The sequence below is a fragment of the Psychrobacillus syltrankelensis genome (assembly GCF_055454035.1).
Genome location: NZ_CM144227.1, coordinates 1,331,667 through 1,355,312, shown reverse-complemented (window position 1 = coordinate 1,355,312; position 23,646 = coordinate 1,331,667). Strand labels below are relative to the sequence as shown.

Annotated in this window: 22 protein-coding genes; 16 read left to right on the top strand and 6 right to left on the bottom strand. The window is 35.6% G+C overall.

Translation table 11 applies throughout. The annotated features are described in order from the left end of the window. Nucleotides 1-398: 398 nt before the first annotated feature. The gene (locus ACTSKG_RS06860; protein ID WP_464757398.1) at nucleotides 399-1,868 is read right to left on the bottom strand and encodes an aminotransferase class I/II-fold pyridoxal phosphate-dependent enzyme; all 1,470 of its coding nucleotides are present in this window, start codon (nucleotides 1,866-1,868) and stop codon (nucleotides 399-401) included. A 261-nt stretch (nucleotides 1,869-2,129) separates the two neighbouring features. Here ACTSKG_RS06860 and ACTSKG_RS06855 point away from each other — a divergent pair, with 261 nt between their 5' ends. Together ACTSKG_RS06855 and ACTSKG_RS06850 are read left to right on the top strand one after the other, a co-directional pair. Continuing rightward, nucleotides 2,130-3,089, top strand: a complete 960-nt coding sequence (locus ACTSKG_RS06855) for an NAD(P)H-dependent flavin oxidoreductase (RefSeq protein WP_464757397.1) — start codon at nucleotides 2,130-2,132, stop codon at nucleotides 3,087-3,089. 12 nt (nucleotides 3,090-3,101) lie between these two features. Continuing rightward, nucleotides 3,102-3,371, top strand: coding sequence for a UPF0223 family protein (locus tag ACTSKG_RS06850; RefSeq protein ID WP_464757396.1), 270 nt, complete (start codon nucleotides 3,102-3,104; stop codon nucleotides 3,369-3,371). Nucleotides 3,372-3,420: 49 nt separating this feature from the next. Here the strand turns inward: ACTSKG_RS06850 and ACTSKG_RS06845 are convergent, their stop codons facing one another. After that, the gene (locus tag ACTSKG_RS06845; protein WP_464757395.1) at nucleotides 3,421-4,050 is read right to left on the bottom strand and encodes a YktB family protein; all 630 of its coding nucleotides are present in this window, start codon (nucleotides 4,048-4,050) and stop codon (nucleotides 3,421-3,423) included. A gap of 161 nt (nucleotides 4,051-4,211) precedes the next feature. Here ACTSKG_RS06845 and ACTSKG_RS06840 point away from each other — a divergent pair, with 161 nt between their 5' ends. Both ACTSKG_RS06840 and ACTSKG_RS06835 read left to right on the top strand, forming a co-directional pair. After that, nucleotides 4,212-4,409: a hypothetical protein gene (locus tag ACTSKG_RS06840; protein ID WP_464757393.1), complete on the top strand. Its 198-nt coding sequence runs from the start codon at nucleotides 4,212-4,214 to the stop codon at nucleotides 4,407-4,409. 104 nt (nucleotides 4,410-4,513) lie between these two features. Beyond that, nucleotides 4,514-5,305 carry an inositol monophosphatase family protein gene (locus ACTSKG_RS06835; RefSeq protein WP_464757392.1) on the top strand — a complete coding sequence of 264 codons (792 nt, stop codon included), beginning with the start codon at nucleotides 4,514-4,516 and terminating at the stop codon, nucleotides 5,303-5,305. Between the two features lie 33 nt (nucleotides 5,306-5,338). Here ACTSKG_RS06835 and ACTSKG_RS06830 read toward each other — a convergent pair whose 3' ends face one another. Further along, entirely contained in the window at nucleotides 5,339-5,524 is a 186-nt protein-coding gene (locus ACTSKG_RS06830) for a YlaF family protein (RefSeq protein ID WP_464757391.1), read from the bottom strand. Between the two features lie 103 nt (nucleotides 5,525-5,627). Here ACTSKG_RS06830 and typA point away from each other — a divergent pair, with 103 nt between their 5' ends. Continuing rightward, nucleotides 5,628-7,475: a translational GTPase TypA gene (typA, locus tag ACTSKG_RS06825; RefSeq protein ID WP_464757390.1), complete on the top strand. Its 1,848-nt coding sequence runs from the start codon at nucleotides 5,628-5,630 to the stop codon at nucleotides 7,473-7,475. A gap of 21 nt (nucleotides 7,476-7,496) precedes the next feature. Continuing rightward, the gene (locus ACTSKG_RS06820) at nucleotides 7,497-7,823 is read left to right on the top strand and encodes a YlaH-like family protein (protein ID WP_464757389.1); all 327 of its coding nucleotides are present in this window, start codon (nucleotides 7,497-7,499) and stop codon (nucleotides 7,821-7,823) included. A gap of 736 nt (nucleotides 7,824-8,559) precedes the next feature. Here the strand turns inward: ACTSKG_RS06820 and ACTSKG_RS06815 are convergent. After that, the gene (locus ACTSKG_RS06815; RefSeq protein ID WP_464757388.1) at nucleotides 8,560-8,763 is read right to left on the bottom strand and encodes a YlaI family protein; all 204 of its coding nucleotides are present in this window, start codon (nucleotides 8,761-8,763) and stop codon (nucleotides 8,560-8,562) included. 11 nt (nucleotides 8,764-8,774) lie between these two features. Then, nucleotides 8,775-9,272, bottom strand: coding sequence for a peptidyl-prolyl cis-trans isomerase (locus ACTSKG_RS06810; RefSeq protein ID WP_464757387.1), 498 nt, complete (start codon nucleotides 9,270-9,272; stop codon nucleotides 8,775-8,777). Between the two features lie 262 nt (nucleotides 9,273-9,534). On the opposite strand from ACTSKG_RS06810, the gene ACTSKG_RS06805 reads away from it, so the two are divergent. The 3 genes from ACTSKG_RS06805 to pyc all read left to right on the top strand — a co-directional run bounded on the left by ACTSKG_RS06805 (nucleotide 9,535) and on the right by pyc (nucleotide 14,543). Continuing rightward, entirely contained in the window at nucleotides 9,535-9,816 is a 282-nt protein-coding gene (locus tag ACTSKG_RS06805) for an Fpa/YlaN family protein (protein WP_464757386.1), read from the top strand. Between the two features lie 107 nt (nucleotides 9,817-9,923). Continuing rightward, a complete protein-coding gene (locus ACTSKG_RS06800) occupies nucleotides 9,924-11,090 on the top strand; it encodes an FtsW/RodA/SpoVE family cell cycle protein (RefSeq protein ID WP_464757385.1) in 1,167 nt (388 codons plus the stop codon). A gap of 12 nt (nucleotides 11,091-11,102) precedes the next feature. Continuing rightward, entirely contained in the window at nucleotides 11,103-14,543 is a 3,441-nt protein-coding gene (gene pyc, locus ACTSKG_RS06795; protein WP_464757384.1) for a pyruvate carboxylase, read from the top strand. Between the two features lie 566 nt (nucleotides 14,544-15,109). On the opposite strand, the gene ACTSKG_RS06790 is transcribed toward pyc, so the two are convergent. After that, entirely contained in the window at nucleotides 15,110-16,021 is a 912-nt protein-coding gene (locus tag ACTSKG_RS06790) for a COX15/CtaA family protein (RefSeq protein WP_464757383.1), read from the bottom strand. 320 nt (nucleotides 16,022-16,341) lie between these two features. On the opposite strand from ACTSKG_RS06790, the gene cyoE reads away from it, so the two are divergent. The 7 genes from cyoE to ACTSKG_RS06755 all read left to right on the top strand — a co-directional run bounded on the left by cyoE (nucleotide 16,342) and on the right by ACTSKG_RS06755 (nucleotide 23,549). Further along, nucleotides 16,342-17,265, top strand: coding sequence for a heme o synthase (gene cyoE, locus ACTSKG_RS06785; protein WP_464757382.1), 924 nt, complete (start codon nucleotides 16,342-16,344; stop codon nucleotides 17,263-17,265). A gap of 99 nt (nucleotides 17,266-17,364) precedes the next feature. Continuing rightward, entirely contained in the window at nucleotides 17,365-18,450 is a 1,086-nt protein-coding gene (gene coxB, locus ACTSKG_RS06780) for a cytochrome c oxidase subunit II (protein ID WP_464757380.1), read from the top strand. Between the two features lie 32 nt (nucleotides 18,451-18,482). After that, nucleotides 18,483-20,345 (top strand): cytochrome c oxidase subunit I, encoded by a 1,863-nt coding sequence (locus ACTSKG_RS06775; RefSeq protein WP_464757379.1) that lies wholly within the window; start codon nucleotides 18,483-18,485, stop codon nucleotides 20,343-20,345. Between the two features lie 2 nt (nucleotides 20,346-20,347). Next, a complete protein-coding gene (locus ACTSKG_RS06770; protein ID WP_464757378.1) occupies nucleotides 20,348-20,974 on the top strand; it encodes a cytochrome (ubi)quinol oxidase subunit III in 627 nt (208 codons plus the stop codon). A gap of 1 nt (nucleotide 20,975) precedes the next feature. After that, complete coding sequence (gene ctaF, locus ACTSKG_RS06765) at nucleotides 20,976-21,308, top strand: cytochrome c oxidase subunit IVB (protein WP_464757376.1); 333 nt, start codon at nucleotides 20,976-20,978, stop codon at nucleotides 21,306-21,308. Between the two features lie 803 nt (nucleotides 21,309-22,111). Next, entirely contained in the window at nucleotides 22,112-23,023 is a 912-nt protein-coding gene (gene ctaG / locus ACTSKG_RS06760; RefSeq protein ID WP_464757375.1) for a cytochrome c oxidase assembly factor CtaG, read from the top strand. 64 nt (nucleotides 23,024-23,087) lie between these two features. Next, entirely contained in the window at nucleotides 23,088-23,549 is a 462-nt protein-coding gene (locus ACTSKG_RS06755) for a DUF420 domain-containing protein (protein ID WP_464757374.1), read from the top strand. Nucleotides 23,550-23,646 lie beyond the last annotated feature (97 nt).

The following is a 23,646-nucleotide window of genomic DNA, read 5'->3' as shown; positions in this document are numbered from 1 at the left end:
ATTATTTGTTATTTTTAAAAGTAGGTATTGTTTTCTTATCTTTACTTCACAAAGTTTATAAAATTTAAGTAAGTATATTAAGAAGGAACTTAAGAAAAATAGTTAGTATTCATTGATAAGGAAGGCTTAAGCGGACGAAATTGCATTTTCGTCCGCTTTTAAGAGAATAGGAGAGGATTTATTCCTCATTATCCAAACCTTATGTACTTTGAATTTCCATATTCCAAGAGTGCGACGGACAAACATCCGCCACAAGATGACCGAAAATAGAGAAGTTGGAAATGACGCAGTCACTTTCAACTTCTCTAAATCTAACAGTAATAGTGTAGCCAAGGTTTCGTCCAAAGCACTTGGAAATTGTTAAGAAAAGGTGCTCTTAAAGGTTGATTGCGTTTTACTTATTTAATCGCTTGTTGCTCTTTAATAACGTGAATCATTTCTAACGTATCATCTTCTGGACCTTGAACAGGCAGACCAGCTTCTATATTCATTTGGATATAATCGATATTTCCTTGCGTAATTATTTCCCCGGGAATAAAAATAGGAATTCCAGGGGGATAAACCATCACAAATTCAGCAGATATCCGTCCTTCAGCTTTCTTTAGAGGAATAGATTCCGTTTGAGCATAAAATGCATCACGAGGAGACATCGCTAGTCCAGGAATATCAGGTAAAGTAACGGACGGCTCTACTATAACTGCATCGGATTCGAAAGCAGTTACCATTCTAACAAGTGCATTCACGAGTAAGTTTGCTTCTTTTTTAGTATCTCCTATTGTAAACAAGCAAAGAATATTGTATAAATCAGACAGTTCTACTTCGATATTTGCATTTTCTCTTAACCACGATTCAGCTGCATATCCAGTAATCCCTAAATTTTTCACGCTTATTAATAGTTTTGTTGGATCCATGTCATATGTTGCGGAAGAATTTAAAATTTCCTCTCCTACACAACGAAGATGTGGTATTGAGTTAATTCGCTTCCGTGTATCCTTTGAGAGCCTTATTGTATCTCCTATTAAATCCTCCCCATGGATAGCTAACTGTCGTCTTGCAGTGTCCAATGATGCTAATAATGGGTAGGAAGTAGAAGTTGTTGTTAGCATAGATATAATGGATTGAACACGTTTTGCTGAAACTAAACCTTCTCTTACATTTAAAACAGAGCTTTGTGTCATTGATCCGCCAAGTTTATGAACGGAAGTAGCAGCCATATCTGCTCCAGCTGACATTGCAGAAACTGGTAAGGAGGGATGGAAATGAATATGTACTCCATGAGCCTCATCTACGACTACAGGAATTCCATGTTCATGTGCCATATCAACTATTTTTTTTAAGTCTGCAGCAAAGCCAAAATATGTTGGGTTTATAACGAGTAACCCTTTAGCATCTGGATGAGCATCCAAGGCTTTTTCAACAGATTCTGCGGAAATACCATGAGAAATACCTAACTCTTTATCTACTTCCGGATGAATAAATACAGGAATAGCTCCTGCAAAAACGATTGCTGACATAATAGATTTATGAACATTTCGTGGGACTAATATTTTATCGCCAGGTCCACAAATAGTTAGGATCATTGTCATAATTGCTCCGCTTGTACCTTGAACAGAAAAAAATGTTTGATCTGCACCAAATGCTTCAGCAGCTAATTGTTGTGCTTGTTTGATGGCACCTTTAGGGGAGTGTAAATCATCTAAAGGGGCGATATTGATTAAATCTATGGAAAGTACATTATCTCCAACAAACTCTCGAAATGCAGGATCCATCCCTTTCCCTTTTTTATGCCCAGGAATATGAAACTGGATAGGATGACGGTTACGATGCTTTAGTAATGCATCGAACAAAGGAGTTTCTAATTGTGACAACGTTCATACCACCTCTAATATTATTTTCTTAACATATCAATGCAAGTTGCTTCCGTTCAAGCTCATCATAAACAAAAGAAGTTGGATATCAGGAGATATACCTTTTTAAACCATCATTTGCCTGTCGTACTTAAATGCACCTTGCACTTTTTTTAAAACAAGTGAATTATAGCATTTCCTTACCTACGTGACTATAAAAATATTTGTTAATTGAATCAGATTGCTATTTCTTTTACACTTAAGGACAATGGGGGGATTAATTTGACATTTCATACGAGGATATCAGATTTGTTAGGAATTGAATTTCCAATTATCCAGGGAGGACTTGCTTATTTAGCTTATTCCGAACTATGTGCAGCTGTTTCGAATGCAGGAGGACTGGGTCAAGTTACAGCAATGAGCTTAACAACACCAGAAGAACTGAGAAATGAAATAAAAAAGGTTAGAGATTTAACGAATAAACCTTTTGGTGTAAATTTCGCTATAGGACAAATGGGAAGACCTTATGAGCATATGTTGCAGGTTGCTATAGATGAGAATGTTCCAGTTATTACGATGACAGGAGGAAACCCATCTCCAATTTTAAAGAAACTTGAAAATACAAATATTAAAAAGCTTGTATTAGTAGCGGCAAAACGTCAAGCGCAAAAGGCTGAACAACTTGGTGCTGATGCTGTGATGGTTGTAGGTCAGGAGGGAGGAGGACATTTAGGGAGGGATGACACTGGCACAATGGTGTTAATCCCTCAAGTGGTTGATGCGGTATCTATACCTGTAATAGCTTCTGGAGGAATTGCAGATGGCAGAGGTTGGATGGCCGCTCACGCACTAGGAGCAGAGGGAATTGAAATGGGCACACGATTCATCGCTACAAAAGAATGTGCTCATGCATCTAATGCATATAAAAATGCAATATTAGAAAGTGGAGAAATGGATACTGTTGTCATTAAACGTTCAATAGGGGCCCCTGCTAGAGCTATTAAAAATAGTTGGACAGAAATGATTCTAAGTATTGAAAAAGAGAATCCAACATATGATGCTTTAAAGGACTACATTAGTGGTAAGGCAAATAAGCAATTTATTTATGAAGGTAATTCAGAAAAAGGATTTGGATGGGCAGGTCAAGCGGTAGGTTTGATAAAAGATATACCTACTGTTGAAGACTTAATTATGAGAATGGTAAATGAGGCAACAGAGATACGAGAAAAATGGAAATTATAGGAGGCTACATAAATGGAATATACTTATCCATTCTCTCTAGATTGGTCGACAGATGAAATAGTTGATGTCGTTCAGTTTTTTGAGGCAATCGAAAATGCTTATGAAAAAGGTGTTAAGCGAGAAGAACTATTAAAAAAGTATCGCCGTTTTAAAGAAATCGTTCCATCAATTGCCGAGGAAAAAACTTATTTTCGAGATTTTGAAAAAGAAAGCGGCTATGAAAGTTATCCGATTATAAAAAAAATGAAAGAAAATGAGGATGGAGTTTTAATTAGAGGCTGAAAAACACCTCCAATAGCTGTTTATTAAGCAAGTTATTGGAGGCATCTTTTTACTTAAAATTAATCATGATTTTATAAATTGGTATTAACTTTTCAAAAGTCTTTTCTGCTAGAAGTAAAAACTCCTCTTCAGAGAGTTTTACTGCTTCTTCTCTAGCTATATGTCTACCCACAAGAAATTCTCCTTTTTTTATATCACGCATCCTAGTTAATATATGGTCAATATCAGTTTTTTTGGCGTCCTTCAAAGAAATTGCATCTTGCTTCATATGATCACCAGAAATAATAAATTCACTTGGAAGTCTTGCTAACAATGATTTTTTCTTTAATAGTCTTTCGGCAATGGCTACCTTATCAGGAGCTTCATATATAACAGCTACGATAATAAATAAATGACTCCCCCATAAACCAATTTGAAAATGAGGTAATGCTTTATAGCCTCTTTTATATGGAGCAAATGCTACCCAGCTATCTTTAGGAGGATTTACAGATCGCCTAGCGTGTTTTGCAACATGGTCAAAATATTCATCCCCTAGAACGCCGGAACAGTATAAGCTAAACTTTTTTCCTAGTTCCTCAAATTTTGGTCGTATATTTTTAATTAACGCTTCCATTCGATTTTCCAACCCATCTATTTGGAATACATTGAAATCTTTGTCTTCCCAAAAACTTTTACTCATTTTATAAACTCCTTTCCCTTTGCATGTTTATTTTATAGCAATTATGGGTAAAAATCATGTAAGTAGAATTTTTGGTTAATAAATGTTTATTAATTTCTAGAAAGCGTAAATCATTATAAAAATTTTGAATATTATGATATAAAAGGCGAAGGGGTGTAGTGATGAGACAGGTTGTTCATATTATTCGTAAAAATGACATGGAAAAAGAAAAGATTAATACATTGAAATTAGAGCTGGATTATGAATTGGCAACGCTTTTTGATGCTATTAATAGTAAAATGGAAAAAGAAATACATGCTTCCAAAGTAAGACTAAAAGAAATTCATGATTTACTACGAGAATTAAATGCACTTGACTGAACGGTTATTAATGAATACCACTTAAAAAACACCTGCTAAATGGAAAGACAGCCGGTGTTTTTTTCTTTATACTTAGAAGGCAATGGGAAGAAAGGATGGGTATAGTGAATTTACATAGATTGGATAAGTATGCAAAATCATTAATTAAGGTAGCAGCAGAAAGAATAAAATCCTCTTTTACGACAGATCTTTTAATTGAAACGAAATCAGAGGCAAATGATTTAGTCACAAATATCGATAAAGAAACAGAACAATTTTTTATTCATCATATTAAACGAGATTTTCCAAACCATCGTATTTTGGGGGAAGAAGGTTTTGGAGATGACTTACATGATTTAGAAGGATATATATGGATACTTGATCCAATTGATGGAACAATGAATTTTATTCATCAAAAAAAGAATTTTGCAATCTCACTAGGTATTTACAAAGATGGTATTGGAATACTTGGTTACATTTATAATGTTATGGAAGACGAATTAATATCAGCAACCATGGATGAGGGAGCGTATTTTAATGATGTACGTATTCCATCTGTTAAAAAAGCGAACATGGAACAATCTATTATTGGTATTAACGCAAGTTGGGTAGTTCCAAATAAACACATTGATCATGAAGGAATGATAAAGCTGTTACAAAAAGTTAGAGGTACGAGATCATATGGTTCCGCAGCAATAGAGATATCGTATGTGGTGACTGGTAAATTAGATGCCTATATGTCGATGCGTTTATCGCCTTGGGATATAGCAGGAGGAATGGTAATTGCTAAAGAGGTAGGGGCAATTGTGACAAATCTTGCAAATGAACCAATCAATTTATTAGAACAAAATACTTTTATAATTTCTAAACCAGGTTTACATAAGGAATTAGTAACCAATTACATTCGCTTGAAATAATAAAAAAGTCGGCAAAAAATTTGCCGACTCTTACTATAATAATCCTTGATCACGCATTTTTTTCTTAGTTTTAAAACCATAGCCCATTACTAAACAAAGTAGAACAATGCCAAGAATAATTAGAGGGATACTTCTTAATGCAACTGCAATACCGATAAATGCCATAGCCAAAATAGCGCCTAGAGAAAATAGAACAAAGATCCATTTAATATTGCCCAATTCATTACCTCCAAAAATAATGTTTAAAAATATTATTACTTTAGTTTCACTTGTGATATAATAACACAGTTATGGACTCGAAAAAAGAATATGGAGTGGAAATATGACAAAATTACGTCAAGATTTAAGAAACATTGCAATTATTGCACACGTTGACCATGGGAAAACGACATTAGTCGACCAATTATTAAAACAATCTGGTACGTTCCGTTCGAATGAACATGTGGATGAAAGAGCTATGGATTCTGGAGATATTGAACGCGAACGTGGGATTACTATATTAGCAAAAAACACAGCGATTCAATATAAAGAAACAAAAATCAACATTTTAGATACACCTGGACATGCCGATTTCGGTGGTGAAGTAGAGCGTATCATGAAAATGGTAGATGGTGTTCTATTAATCGTAGATGCATATGAAGGTTGTATGCCACAAACTCGATTTGTGTTGAAAAAAGCTTTAGAGCAAAATATTAAACCAATCGTAATTGTGAACAAAATTGACCGTGACTTTGCACGTCCTGCGGAAGTAGTGGACGAAGTGCTTGAATTATTCATTGAGCTAGATGCAAACGATGAACAATTAGAATTCCCTGTTATATATGCATCTGGTATTAATGGAACAGCAAGTCTTTCTGATGATCCTGCTGATCAAGAAGAAAACATGCAAGTTATATACGATGCGATTGTAGATAAAATTCCTGCGCCAATTGATAACAGTGAAGATCCATTACAATTCCAAGTATCATTACTTGATTATAATGACTATGTTGGTCGTATCGGTATTGGTCGTGTATTCCGTGGGAAAATTCATGTTGGACAACAAGTATCACTTATGAAACTAGATGGTTCCGTGAAAAACTTCCGTGTTACAAAAATCTTTGGGTTTATGGGATTAAAACGAGTGGAAATCGAGGAAGCTTCTGCTGGGGATTTAATCGCTATTTCAGGTATGGAAGATATCAATGTTGGAGAAACAATTTGTCCAGTAGAGCATCCAGATGCACTACCAATTTTACACATTGATGAGCCAACTCTTCAAATGACTTTCTTAGTAAATAATAGTCCGTTTGCTGGTCGTGAAGGTAAATGGGTAACATCTCGTAAAATTCAAGAGCGTTTAGATGCACAACTTCAAACAGATGTATCTTTACGAGTAGATCCTACTGATTCTCCAGATGCTTGGATTGTGTCAGGTCGTGGAGAACTGCATTTATCGATTTTAATCGAAAATATGCGTCGCGAAGGATTTGAATTACAAGTTTCTAAACCAGAAGTAATCGTAAAAGTGATTGATGGAGTTCGCAGTGAGCCGGTAGAACGTGTACAAATTGACGTACCTGAAGAAAACGTTGGTTCTATTATTGAGTCAATGGGTGCTCGTAAAGGCGAAATGTTGGATATGGTAAATAACGGCAGTGGACAAGTTCGTTTAGTATTCTTAGTTCCAGCACGTGGACTTATCGGTTATACTACAGAATTTTTAACTTTAACTCGTGGTTATGGTATTATTAACCATACGTTTGAAGATTATCGACCTATGGCTGCAGGCCGTGTAGGTGGTCGTAGTAAGGGTGTTCTTGTATCAATGGAAACTGGTACAGCATCTACTTATGGTATTTTAGGTGTTGAAGACCGTGGTACAATTTTCGTAGAACCTGGTACTGAAATATACGAAGGTATGATTGTTGGGGAGCATACTCGTGATAACGATTTAACAATCAATGTTACAAAAGTAAAAGCTGCTAACAATATTCGTTCTGCAAATAAGGAACAAACAACAACACTGAAAAAACCACGTCTAATGACATTAGAAGAATCTCTTGAATATTTAAATGACGATGAGTACTGTGAAATAACACCTGAATCTATTCGTTTACGTAAAAAAATTCTAGAGAAAAGTGAACGTGAACGTGTTACGAAGAAAAAGAAAAGTGCAGAACTTGAATAGTAACTGAAAGGGTGAAAAACCTTGGAGGAAAAGCAATTCGTATTTGGCAGAATGTCTAGTATTGCAAGATTCATTTATGAAACTATGCCAACTTACGCTATAGCGGGTTATGTATTATTTTTAGTAATTTTCTTGCTTTCTGTGGTTGTTTACAAGCTTGGATTTGCAAAAAAATTACGTTTAGGACAAAACATAGTCATTTATGCATTTTTGTTGATAGGGTGTTTAATGTTAACATTCTTAGCGTTTTTCCTTCCAGTAGTAGAAGGTCTAATTGTAGCTGCATTAATCCTTATCATATATAAAATTCGCTTACGACTAGAAAGAAAACAAAGTCCGACTGCATAGAAAAGATTTATAGATTAATAAAACTAGCTCTAGCTGCGATAGTAGTGGAGCTTCAGACTGAAGGTAGACTCGGTAAAAACTCGAGTTTGCCTTCAGTTTTTTTATTTTTTTATTGGAAATATTAAGTATGGAAAAGATATACGCTCTTAAGATAATGTATATTAATTGTGATGCGATGAGTAGGTTGATTTCCACTGCAGGCGGGCGCTATCTATGGGGCAAGCATTTTGATTTGACTTTTCAATCAGATTTTTATGTTAGAAGCCTTTCTATACTAGTTGTTTGAAGTGAAGGCGGCGACTCATGGGGGAACAGTGCGAGCTGAAATCCCCGCAGGAGCAAAGCGACGAGGAGATTGAAGCCGTGCCCCCGGAAAGCGTCCGCCGTAACGGAAAACAACTACAGGTAAATTTCAATAGAAGCCCCGAAAACTTTACTGGTCGTAAAATTTTCGGGGCTATTTATTTTTGTAGAGAGTTTTGTCCCAACCTCTTTAATAGAGTAGGGAAGTATTTTTTCTCTAATTTGCCAAACTAAACGTATCATGTCCTCATAAATTCCAAGAGGGAGACGGACAATCATTCGCGACAAGATGACCGAAAATGAGGAGTTGGAAGTGATGTAGTCACTTCCAACTCCTCAAAATCTACCGGTAATAGTGTAGCCAATGTTTCGCCCAAAGTACTCAGGAATTAGTGATCCCATGATGCACTTAAAAGGCTTGGGCTTTTCTTAGTTAAAATTCATTTTCAATGAGCTTGGAGCTTTTATAAAAAATGAATTTACCTGTAGCTAATCTAGCTTTTGTTTTTTCTTCAATTCGGTCGTGACATGTAGGGCACATATAAGTGTGAATAGGACGATTTCTCAATTTCTTCGCAAGTGGCAAATCATTAGAAAGTTCATCAATTCGATCGCAAATGGCACACTGTACCTTCATATAAACAACTCCTATTCTATGCGGAATGCTATAACATGCTTTATCGGATTATTGATATTGGATCCGTCTTTTTTGAGAACATGAACTGGCCCATCTTCACGAAGTGGTTTTCCTTTATGACTAAACTTTAATAACAAAGAATCTAGTTCGCTAAAAGGAAATGTATGTTCTCCCTCTATAGTTTCAATAACAAGCGTAGTGGCACCTTTTAGTGGCTCAGCATTTAATATAAATTGTTTCGGTTCAACACCAAAACTACTCGTTAATACTTTAGTACGCTCATATTTTTTTTCTGTTTGAAGGGTTGGGGGGAAAGTAGCGCCTTCTATAATTTCTCGAGACCAATGAGCGGAAGTCACTTTTGTATATTCTTCTAACTCATCCTTATATTCATACTTACCAGAAAAAAAGTCATCTAAGTCGATTCTTCGATCATCAAAAATCCATACTGTAGGATCGAGTGTAATGTTGAATTTGACAGCACCTTTAATAGGGATAATACGTTCCAAAAAAATTGCCTCCTCTAAACTATCTAATCTAATTAAGTATACCGTTAAATGGAGAAGTCTAAAAGAATAATTAACTAAAAAAGAAAAAGCCGGCGATAGATGCTTTTAAGAATAAGTGGTGAAGTATAAATAGTTGCAAACTAAAAGATATAAATTACAATCTGTTAAAATGTGAATGAGAGAAAACTTGCATTTTTTCACCGCAAAAGATACACTTTAGGGAGGTAAAGAATTAGAAATTATAAATAATGGGGGCGTCCTCATGGATACTAATATACAACTTTCATATCAAGACAAAGCATTAGAACTATTAAAAAAAGATGCCGAAAAAATCGCACAGCTTATAAAAGTGCAGATGGATAATTTAACTATGCCTCAATGTCCTCTATATGAAGAGGTTCTAGACACTCAAATGTTTGGTTTATCACGTGAAATTGATTTTGCAGTTAAGCTAGGACTTTTAGAGAAGGGTGAAGGAAGAGAAATTATAGCTTCACTTGAAAAAGAGTTATCAATTTTACATGAGATCCATACAGAAAAATAATTACAAAACTCAAACAAAATTTCTGTTTGAGTTTTTTTACTAGAAATATTTAATATATTCATAGACTAATATGTTTGCTCCAAATTATGAAATAGAGGTTTTACAAAATGATTCCATATATTAAACGTTATTTAAAAAACTTTGATTATTCCTTATTTTTTATTTATTTAGCCCTGTGTTTATTTGGCCTTGTGATGATTTATAGTGCTAGTTATGGCTGGTCAGTGCTTAATTATGGCTGGGAGCCTGATTATTTCTTTAAAAAACAAAGACTAAATCTATTGCTCTGCATACCTGCGTTTTTTTTAACTGCTTTTTTCCCATATAAGCATTATAAAAATAAAAAAATGATGAAAATAATGCTATTTATCATGTTTACTCTTTTATTCTTAGTGCACATTATCGGAACTGGTGGAGAAAGTGGTGCTCAGAGTTGGATTCATTTAGGTTTTGGAAACATACAACCTTCAGAAGTTGCAAAGATAATAATTGTTTTGTATTTTGCTGGAATATTTGCGAAAAAACATGAAAATGGAACGTTAGATAAGTTAAACGAATCAGTTGGTCCACCACTAATTGTATTGTTTTTTGTTTTTGTTTCCGTAATGCTGGAAACCGATGTTGGGAATACAATGATCATTGGTTTTGTTGCAATTTCTGTTATTGCAGCAAGTGGTATAAAATTCAAGTCATTTGCAAAATTTATTGGATTAATAGGTGTTGTTTTAACGGTTGGTCTGTTTGTAATTTATATGATGAAAGACAAACTGATTACTGAGAAACGACTTGGTCGATTAGAAGCATTCTTACATCCTTTTGATTTCGAACAAGGCTACGGTTATCAAATTGTTAATGGTTATATTGCAATAGGTGGCGGTGGTTTAAAAGGCCTTGGCTTAGGAAATTCCAATCAGAAATTTGGGTATCTTCCTGAACCACATACAGATTTTATCATGGCCATTATTGCGGAAGAACTTGGCTTAATAGGAGTACTAATTGTTCTTTGTGGACTATTTTTCATTGTTTTCAAAGCGATTAAGATTGCTATAACTACAAAAGATCCCCAAGCACGAATGATTGCTGCGGGAATTGGTAGTATTATTGGTTTTCAGACATTCGTGAACTTAGGCGGCATGTTGGGAATAATCCCACTTACTGGAGTGCCTCTACCTTTTATAAGTTATGGGGGAACTTCCGTTATATTATTATCTGCTGCAATTGGTATATTGATGAATGTTTCTATGTTTGTAAAGTATGAAAAAACCAAGGGGTAAGGGGTGTTAGTTTTGGGGAGAATTAATAAAATTGTCGTTGCAAACAGAGGAGAAATAGCGATTCGAATATTTCGTGCTTGTACGGAGTTAAATCTTCGAACAGTTGCTATTTATTCCCGAGAAGATAGTGGGTCCTTCCATCGTTTTAAATCAGATGAATCATATTTGGTTGGGGAAGGAAAAAAGCCTATTGATGCTTATTTGGACATTGAAGATATTATTCGGATTGCAAAAGACAGTAAAGCAGATGCAATTCACCCAGGATATGGTTTTTTAGCTGAAAATGTAGATTTTGCAAGACGTTGTGAAGAAGAAGGAATTATTTTTATTGGGCCAACTTCCGAGCATTTAGATATGTTTGGTGACAAAGTTAAAGCACGTGAGCAGGCAGTCAAGGCTGGAATTCCTATTATTCCTGGTAGTGATGGTCCAGTTGGAAGTATTGAAGAAGTTCAAGCGTTTGGTCAAACGCACGGATATCCGCTTATGATTAAAGCCTCTCTAGGTGGAGGTGGTCGTGGAATGCGCGTTATTCCTTCTGAAGAAGAACTTGAAAGCGCCTATGAACGAGCTAAATCTGAAGCAAAAGCGGCATTTGGTTCCGATGAAGTTTATGTAGAGAAATTTATTGACCAACCAAAGCATATTGAAGTCCAAATTCTTGGAGATACAAAAGGTAACTTAATTCATTTATACGAGCGTGATTGCTCGATCCAAAGAAGACATCAGAAGGTGGTTGAAATAGCTCCTTCAAATTCTTTAAGTCCAGCACTCCGTGATAAAATATGTCAAGCTGCAGTTCAATTAATGAAAAAGGTATCCTACATAAATGCAGGTACTGTTGAATTTTTAGTAACGAATGATGAGTTCTACTTTATTGAGGTAAATCCTCGTATTCAAGTGGAGCATACGATTACGGAAATGATTACAGGTGTAGATATCGTCCATGCGCAAATTAAAATTGCGGATGGTTTAGCGTTAAATAGTGACGAAATGGGAATACCAAGTCAAGAAAATATTCGGCTTTTTGGTTTCGCTATTCAATCCCGTGTAACAACAGAAGATCCGTCAAATAATTTCATGCCTGATACAGGAAAACTAATGGTTTATCGATCTGGAGGAGGATTTGGAGTCCGCTTAGATGCTGGAAACGGATTCCAAGGTGCTGTCATTACTCCTTATTACGATTCATTATTAGTTAAAGTTTCTACTTGGGGCATGTCATTTAAAGAAGCTGCAGCTAAAATGGTCAGAAATTTGCAGGAATTCAGAATAAGGGGGATTAAAACAAATATTCCTTTTCTAGAAAATGTAGTGAAGCATCCGAGTTTTTTATCAGGTAATTTTAATACAAGTTTTATAGATTCTACACCAGAATTATTCTTGTTCCCTAATAGAAAGGATCGTGGAACAAAATTATTAAGTTATATTGGGAATGTAACAGTTAATGGTTTTCCGGGAATAGAACAAAAATCTAAACCTATTTTTAATGCTGTTAGAAAACCAAAGATGGATATTTCCATTCCACCAATAGCTGGCACAAAGCAGATATTAGAACAACAGGGAGTACAAGGTGTTATTAAATGGGTGAAGGAACAGCAAGGAGTTCTATTAACAGATACTACATTTAGGGACGCACATCAATCGCTTCTTGCTACAAGAGTACGTTCACATGATATTTTTGGAATAGCTAAAGAATCAGCAAGAGGGATGCATGATTTATTTTCTTATGAAATGTGGGGTGGAGCAACATTTGACGTTGCCTATCGGTTCTTAAAAGAAAATCCTTGGGATCGTTTATTAAAAATGAGAGAAATGATTCCTAATGTTCTTTTTCAAATGTTATTTCGAGGTGCAAATGCGGTTGGTTATAAAAACTATCCTGATAATGTAATTCGTGAGTTCATCCAAGAATCAGCGGAAGCGGGTATTGATGTATTCCGAATCTTTGATAGTTTGAACTGGATTAAAGGAATGGAAGTAGCAATCGACGCTACTAGACAATCGGGTAAGATTGCAGAAGCGGCTATATGTTACACAGGAGACATTTTAAATGACACTCGAGCTAAATATACAGTTCAGTACTATAAAGACATGGCAAAAGAATTAGAGGCTGCAGGAGCGCATATTTTGGCTATTAAAGATATGGCTGGACTATTAAAACCAGAAGCTGCATATCGGCTAGTTAGCGAACTTAAAAGTGCGACAGATTTACCAATACACTTACATTCTCATGATACTAGTGGAAACGGCATCTTTATGTACGCGAAAGCAATTGAAGCTGGGGTTGACATCGTCGATACTGCAATAGGTGCAATGGCTGGATTAACTTCTCAGCCTAGTGCAAGTACTTTAAGTTATGCGTTAAATGGCGGAAGTAGAGAAGTGATTGGTGATGTAAATGCGTTTGAAAAAATCTCCTATTATTGGGAAGATGTTCGCAAATACTATAAAGACTTTGAAAGTGGCATGATTAGCCCGCATACAGAGATTTATATACATGAAATGCCAGGCGGTCAATATAGTAATCTTCAGCAACAAGCAAAAGGAGTTGGTTTAGGGGAAAGATGGGAAGAAGTAAAAGAGATGTACTCCCGTGTAAACCTACTATTTGGTGATGTAGTGAAAGTTACACCTTCCTCTAAAGTTGTTGGGGATATGGCATTATTCATGGTACAAAACAATTTAGATGAAGTTTCAGTGATAACTAGAGGGAAAACAATAGACTTCCCTGATTCTGTTATCGAGTTTTTTGAAGGATATATTGGTCAACCGTACGGTGGTTTTCCAAAAGAGCTACAAAAAGTGATTTTAAAAGATCGCCAAGCCATTACAGTCAGACCTGGAGAGTTACTTGAACCAGCGGATTTTCAAACTATTAGAGAAAATCTATTCAATAAATTAGGTCGTCCTGTTACAAGTCAAGAGATACTAGCATATACGTTATATCCAAAAGTATTTGATGAATATTCTGCAATGGAAAATAGTTTTGGTGATGTATCTGTACTGGACACTCCAACTTTCTTATATGGAATGAGACTCGGTGAAGAAATAGAAGTTGAAATCGAAAAAGGGAAGACGCTAATAATTAAATTAGTTTCAATAAGTGAACCAACGAATGATGGTAATAGAATTATTTACTTTGAATTAAATGGTCAACCGCGTGAAATTTCGATTCAAGATATGACAATTGAAGTGAGTCATTTATCTAGAGCAAAAGCCGAAGTGGCGAATGAGCAACATATTGGAGCCACAATGCCAGGAACTGTACTGAAAGTCGCTGTGTCTATTGGTAGTAAAGTAAAAAGAGGGCAGCATATACTTATTACAGAAGCGATGAAAATGGAAACGACAGTCCAAGCTCCATTCAATGGAGTGATTAAAGAGATTCATGTAGTTGCAGGTGAAGCAATCGCTACTGGAGACTTGTTAATCGAAATTGAAAAAGAATAAAAAAGGTGTTTGACAATTAAGATTGCCAAGCACCTAAGACTGTAGAAAAACTCCTCAAAAGAGTTGGTCTACAGTCTTTTTTGAGAGATGTATACCAATTGGGATGAGATGAACAGGTTTATTTCCGCTGCATGCGGACGCTTTCCAGGGTCTTGATTTGCTAGCTAAATTCTCTAGAAGTCGATGTATTGCGCTCCAATCAACCGTGAAAATAAGAAAGGCAAGATGCCTCGTCCAATCAATGAACTGGGCTACTTAGGCAAGTGAACATAGAGAAAAATAGGTAGTAGCCATTGATAAAGTATCAAAACCGCGTCCGAAAGTGTATCTTCGGACGCATTTGAAAGAGTAGGAAAGTATTTTTTTCTCTAATTATCCAAACCAAACGCATCATGTCCTGGGAAATTCCAAGATGGCGACGGACAAACATTCGCCGCAAGATGAACAAAAATGAGGAGTTGGAAGTGACGTAATCACTTCCAACTCCTCAAAATCTACTGAAAATAATGTAGTCAAGGTTTAGTGCAAAGCACACTAGGGAATTGAAAAAGACAAGGTGCGCTTTTTTAAATTTTTAACCGACTTCTGGACAGAAGTAATACCATATAGCACAACAATCCAAAAAGTAACGAAACAAATAAAGAATGCAACAATGCAATATACAAATTTAGTTTAGTGAATACTATTAACATACCAGTGCAAGCCTGGCAGAGAACTAGAATTAATGCAATAATCCAACTCCAATAAATTGCTCGTTGTTCTTTATAATTTCTTATAGCATGAATGGCAATAATGAGAATCCATAAAATAATCAATCCGGCTGCAGCTCGATGTCCCATTTGGACCCACTCGTATAAATTTGTAGGTAACGTAAATTCATTATTTCTACAAAGTGGCCAATCCTTACAGACAAGACTTGATTTTGTATGACGAACAAGTGCGCCTGTGTATACAACTATATAGGAATAAAGTGCAACTCCAATTGTATGAAACTTTAATGTTTTACCTATTCTTATTTTATCCGTGTCAAATTTTCTATCTACTTCAAAAATAAGTAGTGTAAGTAATAGAACTGCTGCAAATGAAATGAGGGATATACCAAAATGCAAAGCCAGTATAAAATCTCCTTGTCCCCATTTTACTTGAGCTGCACCGATTAGTGCCTGTAGAACTAAGAAGAAAACCGCCATAATTGATAAAAACTTTGTTTCACGAACGTGCCCTAAAGCACGCCATGCCCAAATTGCTAAAGCAACAATTAGTATTCCAACAGCACCCGTAACTACTCGGTGTGAGAATTCAATAAGTACTTCTGTTGTTATTTTATCTGGTATAAGTTGTCCATTACAGCCGGGCCAATGTCTTCCACAACCCATACCGCTGTCGGTTTTTGTAACAAGAGCTCCTCCTAATAGAATGAGAAGCATTCCAACAGTAGAAGCTACAGCTAACCATTTTAAAATTTTATGAATATGCAATGTGCCACCTACTTTATGTATCTTGATCGTCTAAAAAGACGGTATCTGCTTTTTGATAATATCGAAATATGAAAGAAAAAACAATGTTTATACATTGAACAGTAAAAGATGACATAACCATTTCACAAATTGTTCATAAATTCGTGCTCGAACCTTCACAAAAGAGTAAAAGAAATGATTTACTATTGATATTGTTCTATTATTAAGAGTAATCTTCTAGAACTATTCGAAAAAACATTATTCACTATGGAAATTAATAAGGTTTTTCGATATAGTAAAGGATAGCGGAATATGCTTACAACTTTGAAAGGAGGGGCAGCATGTCAAATAGTCAATCAATTACCGCTACTACCGAGACTGACAAAGTTCCAGAAACAACTTCTTTCATCAAAGACTTTCTAGCACTTATTAAGATTGGGATTGTCAATTCGAATTTAGTAACGACGTTTACTGGCATCTGGTTAGCTTTTCAATTTACTAACCGTAATTTTCTTCAGGAATTAGATCTATTGTTTTATACCCTTTTTGGTGCAGCATTAATAATTGCTGGATCAGGTGCGATGAATAATTACATAGATCGTGATATTGACCCTATAATGAAAAGTAAAAGAGCAAGACCAACAGTTACCGGAAGGTTTAAACCGACTGCCGTGCTGACAACTTCTCTTACTTTATTAGTTGTAGGCGAAATTTTGTTATTCCTTGCTTCAACATCTGCTGGAGTTTGGGGACTGGCGGGCATCATTAGTTATGTAGTTCTATATTCTATGTGGTCAAAAAGAAAGCATGTTAGTAATACGGTAGTAGGAAGTATTTCAGGAGCAATACCACCTCTGATCGGTTGGGCAGCAGTTGAGCCGGGTTTAAGTTATGGAGCTCTCGCACTATTCTTAATTATGTTTGTATGGCAACCACCGCATTTTTATGCACTTGCAATGAAACGAACAGAAGAATATAGAGCTGCTGGTATTCCAATGCTCCCAGTTATAAAAGGATTTGCACGTACTAAACGTTCAATGCTTTTATGGGTAATCTTTCTTTTCCCTTTACCATTTTTATTAATGGATTTAGGAATTGTCTTTATAGTTTTAGCTACTATACTAAATATAGGTTGGCTATTACTTGCAATTAAAGGATTCAGGGTAAAAGATGACTTGAAATGGGCAACTGGTATGTTTGTTTATTCACTAAACTATATGACCATTCTATTCGTATCAATGATTATCTTTTCAATTTTTATTTAACTAGTGGAATTCTTTCTTTAGTCAACAAGAATTCATATAAAATGAACCACAGTCCAACAACACATGAATACAACTATGAAAGAGGGGTTTGATTTAGCTATGATGAAAGGGCTTAAAAAATGGCGACTTTTTTCAGTGTTAGCAGCTCTAACGATTTTCCTATCGGGTTGTGGCGAAGAATACCTATCTACGCTTACACCTGCTGGACAAGTTGGAAGAGATCAATTTAATTTATTACTACTTTCTTCTGCTATTATGGCTTTAGTTATTATTGTAGTAGTAATTATCTATGTACTTGCTATCGTGAAATTCCGTCGCTCAAAAGTAGGAGAAAATGTTATTCCTAAACAAGTTGAAGGAAGCCATACATTAGAGATAGTTTGGACAGTTATTCCAATTATTCTTCTATTAATTCTTGCTGTACCTACAGTCTATTATACGTATAAACATGCAGACGTAGCTGGAATGCAAGAAGTAAATGCAGAAGGTAATAAAACTGCTCTTACTGTCAATGTAACTGCTAAACTTTATTGGTGGGAGTTTGAATACCCTGATTTAGGGGTAGTGACTGCACAAGAATTAGTAGTACCTACAAACCAAAAAGTTTACTTCAATTTAAAAGCAGCTGATGTAAAACACTCATTTTGGATTCCAACAGCTGGTGGTAAAATGGATACAAACGTAGATAATGTAAACCAATTTTATTTGGAGTTTGATAAAGAATCTGCTGGGCTAGAGCAAGGCGTATTCTATGGTAAATGTGCTGAACTTTGCGGTCCTTCTCATGCGTTAATGGACTTCAAAGTAAAAACAATGAATCCTAAAGATTTTGATGCATGGGTAGCAAGTGCGAAAACTACAGAACACGTTGCAGTTGGAGACACTGCAAAGCAAGGTGAAGCTCTATTCACCGGTGCAGGTTGTATCGGATGTCACGCAGTTTCTACAGCAGGTTCAGGTGGAGGCATGGGTCCTAACTTAGGTGCATTTGGAGACCGTAATCGTGTTGCTGGATTCATGGATCATACAAAAGAAAATATCAAATTATGGATTAATGATCCACAAAGTTATAAACCAGGTAACAAAATGCCACAACCTGAAACACTAAACAATGGCAAACCGTTTACTGATGAGCAATTAGATGCTCTTGCTGAATATTTAATGGGATTATCTGTTGAAAAGTAATGCAATAGATAAAATTAAAGGAGGTTAAAGTTGTGAGTTCAATCGCAAAGAAAAAAGGCTTTGGCGCAACAGTATGGGACTTCTTAACGACAGTAGACCATAAAAAAATCGCTATCCTTTACCTCGCTGCCGGCGGTTTGTTTTTCGTAATCGGTGGTCTCGAGGCAATGCTAATTCGTATACAATTAGCAAAACCGGATAATGATTTTGTAAGTGCTGGCTTATTTAATGAAATTATAACAATGCATGGTACAACGATGATTTTCTTAGCGGCGATGCCAATATTGTTTGGATTTATGAATGCCGTTATGCCATTGCAGATTGGTGCGCGTGACGTAGCATTCCCATTTCTGAATGCTCTAGGTTTTTGGTTATTCCTATTCGGAGGGATTTTCCTTAACTTATCATGGTTCTTAGGCGGTGCTCCTGATGCAGGGTGGACTTCATACGCATCATTATCGTTAGCTTCACCAGGACATGGTATTGACTTTTACGCACTAGGACTTCAAATAGCCGGTGCCGGAACTTATATTGGAGGTATTAACTTCCTTGTAACAATCATTAATATGCGTGCTCCAGGTATGACATATATGCGTATGCCATTAATGACTTGGACTACATTTGTTGCAAGTGCGTTAATTCTATTTGCTTTTCCACCACTTACAGTTGGATTGTTTTTCTTAATTTTTGACCGTATGTTCGGTGCAAACTTCTTTGACCATACAATGGGTGGTAATACAATAATTTGGGAGCATTTATTCTGGATTTTCGGGCATCCTGAAGTATATATCTTAATATTACCTGCTTTTGGAATATTCTCTGAGATTTTCTCTATATTCTCACGGAAACGTTTATTCGGCTATTCATCCATGGTTTTTGCAACTGTATTAATCGGTTTCTTAGGATTCATGGTTTGGGCTCACCATATGTTTACAGTTGGTTTAGGACCAACAGCTAATGCTATATTCGCCGTTGCTACAATGGCTATCGCTGTACCTACTGGTATGAAAATCTTTAACTGGTTGCTTACAATTTGGGGAGGAAGTATTAAAGTCACAGTTCCTATGCTGTATGCTTTAGGATTTATTCCTTCATTCGTAGCAGGTGGAGTTACTGGTATTATGCAAGCTGCCGCTCCACTTGATTATCAGTTACATGATTCATACTTTATCGTTGCCCATTTCCACTACGTAATCGTAGGTGGAGTAGTACTTGCTATTTTAGCAGCATTACACTTATATTGGCCTTTAATGTTTAACCAAATGTTAAGTGAAAAGCTTGGAAAATGGACTTTCTGGTTCTTCTTCCTTGGGTTCCACTGCACTTTCTTTATTCAACATTTCTTAGGACTAATGGGTATGCCACGTCGCGTATTTACATTCCGAGAAGGTCAAGGTTGGGATTTATTCAACTTAATAAGCTCTTTAGGAGCTGCGTTAATGGCAATTGGTGTAATCATTTTAGTTATTAACATCATTATCACTATTGCTAAAAATGAAAAAGTTGGAAACGACCCTTGGGAAGATGGCCGTACGTTAGAATGGGCTATCCCACAACCAGTTCCTTATTATAACTTTAAACAAACACCACTTGTTCGAGGACTAGATACTTACTGGATTGAGAAACAAGAAGGTAATAAAGAAGGAATGACATATGCAGAACCAATTTCTGACATACATATGCCGAACAACTCATTTATTCCTTTCGTAATGTCATTTGGTTTATTTGTAGCCGCATTTGGTGCACTATATCATGCTCAAAGTTCATTAGGTACACTAGTTATTGTAATTGGTATAGGTATTACTTTAATTTCAATGGCAGTTCGTTCAGTTAAAGATGATCACGGTTATCATATTCATAAAGAAGAATTATTGAATGAAAAAGGGGGTAAATAATAATGGACTATAATACGAAGTACACCCCACAATCTTGGCCAGATCATCCAGAGCAAGTTACCTTAGAAGGTAAAAATAAATTCTTAGGTTTCTGGTTATTTCTAGGTGGAGAAACTGTACTGTTCGCTAGTTTGTTTGCTACTTATTTAGCTCTTAAAGATAAGGGACCAAGTGGAATGGAATTTTCTACTCATTCTCTTTATGAGTTGCCACTTGCTTTTGTTATGACTATGTTGCTTTTAACTTCTTCTTTAACAAGTGTATATGCAATGTATCATATGAAGAACCATAACTTTAAAGGAATGCAAACATGGTTGGCGGTTACTGTTTTACTAGGTCTTGGATTCTTAGCTTTAGAGATTTATGAGTTTAATCATTACGTTCACTTAGGATTTAATTATAGTCAAAGTGCATTTTCATCCGCTTTCTTTACATTGGTTGGAACGCATGGACTCCATGTAGTAATTGGTCTAGGTTGGATTGTTTTACTGCTTTTACGTAACTCTAAACGCGGATTTAGCTTATATAATGCACCAAAATACTATACTGCTTCTTTATATTGGCACTTCATCGACGTTGTGTGGGTATTTATCTTTACAGTAGTATACTTGATGGGAGTTGTTCGTTAATATGTCTCATGACGCTCACGTTTATGTCAAATCTCAAACAGAGTATGAATATACTCGTCGTAAAAGAAGAGAAGAAATGCGTGGTCAAGTAACTACATTTGCAATTATGATTTTTATGACTTTAGTTGCATTTACTTCTGTTGCAGCTGACTTTTCAAAATACTTTGTTGTACCAATTATTTTATTACTTGCTGCAATCCAGGTAGTATTACAACTTTACTACTTCATGCATATGAGTGAAAAGAATCATGGTATTACTGCGTTCTTCTTATATCTAGGTGCTACATTTGCATTTACTTTTATCCTTACATTCTTAACGATTGTTTGGTGGTAAGTCAATTCATAAAACGAGACTAGGATTATTCTTAGTCTCGTTTTTGATTTTAAAGGGATCTTTGATATTTTTTTGAAAGCTAAGAAAGTTTATGGTATATCGTCCTGCGAAACCAGTTCATAGTACTTGAAAGAATTAAATAATACCGGGGATTTTCGTTACAGGTGGACGCGGTTCCTCGGAGTGAGCGATGAGCCATCACCGCCGCGTTCGCGTTCGTTGTGATGGCTCATCTGACTCCGAGGAACGAAGGCTAAGTGCGCCACATCGTGTGGTAACGCCTTCGTGACCAACATCCTGTTGTCCTCCGTCTGGAGTCGCCACCTTTCACTACAATCCACAGTGCAAATAATAATGACAATATGCTTAGTTGAAATAATGAACTGGCACTTTCTAAAGCTTATCCATATGGCAAGTGGAATCAGAGAAAAAATAGATAGTATCTAAAGGTAGAGAAGGGAAGAGCTTCCGAAATGTTATCTTCAGAAGTTTTAAATTGAGTAAAAAAGGTTTTTTTCTCTAATTATTCAAACCAAACGCATCATGTCCTCACAAATTTCAAGAGGGCGACGGACAAACATTCGCCACAAGATGACAAAATCCACCGGTAATAGTGTAGTTTTGCGACGATTAACCGCAGGAGCAAATGGTTCGTCCAAAGCACTCAGGAATTAACGAAGACAAGATGCACTTAAAGAACACTTGTGTTTTTCTTATTTGTATTTGTCATAGTTCGTTCATTGAAGTTATAGGTATAGAGCATTATAATAGGTAAAGTAATGTAGGAAGGAGCGAGGTATCTAATGCCTTTAAGTATATTTGGTTTTCAAGCATTGTGGAGTCCTATCATGATTGGTGTTTTAATTTTAATAACAATATTATATTTCTTAATTACAGTTAAATGGAGAAAAGACTTTAAAGTTTCCGAACCACTGAAAAAAATAGAAGCAGTATATTTTTTAATTAGTCTAGTCCTTTTATATATTGTGAAAGGCTCTCCTATAGATTTAATGGGTCATATTATGTTTTCTTTTCACATGACGCAAATGGCACTCTTGTTATTACTAGTCCCACCTCTTATGATGAAGGGGATCCCATGGTGGGTATGGAAAGCGGTAATAGAATTACCAGTTGTTAAAAAGGTTTTTACTTTTTTTACAAGACCTTTGTTTGCATTAGTGTTATTTTCTGGTCTATTTTCTCTTTACCATATTCCATTAATTTTTGATTATATTAAATTAAATGAAGGCTTACATGGAACTTATACGTTCATATTGTTTATTTCTGCAATTTTTATGTGGTGGTCAATTATCGATATTAATGGGGTAGAAAATAAATTACATGGGTTAAAGAAAATAGGCTACATAATCGCAAGTGCGGTTTTGATAACTCCTGCATGTGCGCTTATTATCTTCTCTGATACACCAATGTACGCAACATATACAAATCCGGATGCGTGGTTAAAAGCTATGGCATTATGTGTACCCAATAGTACTTTAGCTGGTCTTTCCTTATCTGGACCAGAGCTATTTTCCAATATGCCTCCTTTTGAGGATCAACAACTTGGTGGAGTTATTATGAAAATTATTCAAGAAATTATTTATGGGTTTGTACTATTCTCGATTTTCTTTGCGTGGTATCGGAATGAACAAGAAAATGCGGATGATATTACACAAAAAGCATTGGATGATTTGCATAATTCAAGCAGAGCATAATAAATCAAGGATAAAATTAAATTTTGCTTAGTTAAAATAACAAAGTATTTTGAGGAGAATGAGGATGAGTTTACCTATACTACCTACCATCAGCACTTTTTTTATCGTGCTAAGTGCTATATTAATTGCAATAGGTTGGGTATTGATAAAAAAAAGAAAAATAGAAGCACATAAGAAAATGATGTTTGCTGCTGCTATATCTGCTTTAGTATTTTTTATCATTTACCTTTCACGAACAATCTTTATTGGTAATACTGCTTTTGGTGGACCTGAAGATATCAAAATATATTATACAATCTTTTTGATTTTTCATATTACATTAGCTACTACAGGGGCAGTGTTTGGAATTGTGACTATTTATTTAGCTTTAAAGAATAATATCACAAAGCACCGTAAAATTGGACCAATTACAAGTGTCATTTGGTTCTTTGTTGCAATAACAGGAGTAGCTGTCTATTTACTATTGTATGTATTTTATCATGGTGGAGAAACTACCTCTGTAATAAAAGCAATAATTGGTGGATAACACAAAAAGAATAAAAAAAGTAGCCTGTATAACGATGCAGGCTACTTTTTTAATCTTTTTGGATATTAATAATTACCAGGAAAATTTTGAATTTTAT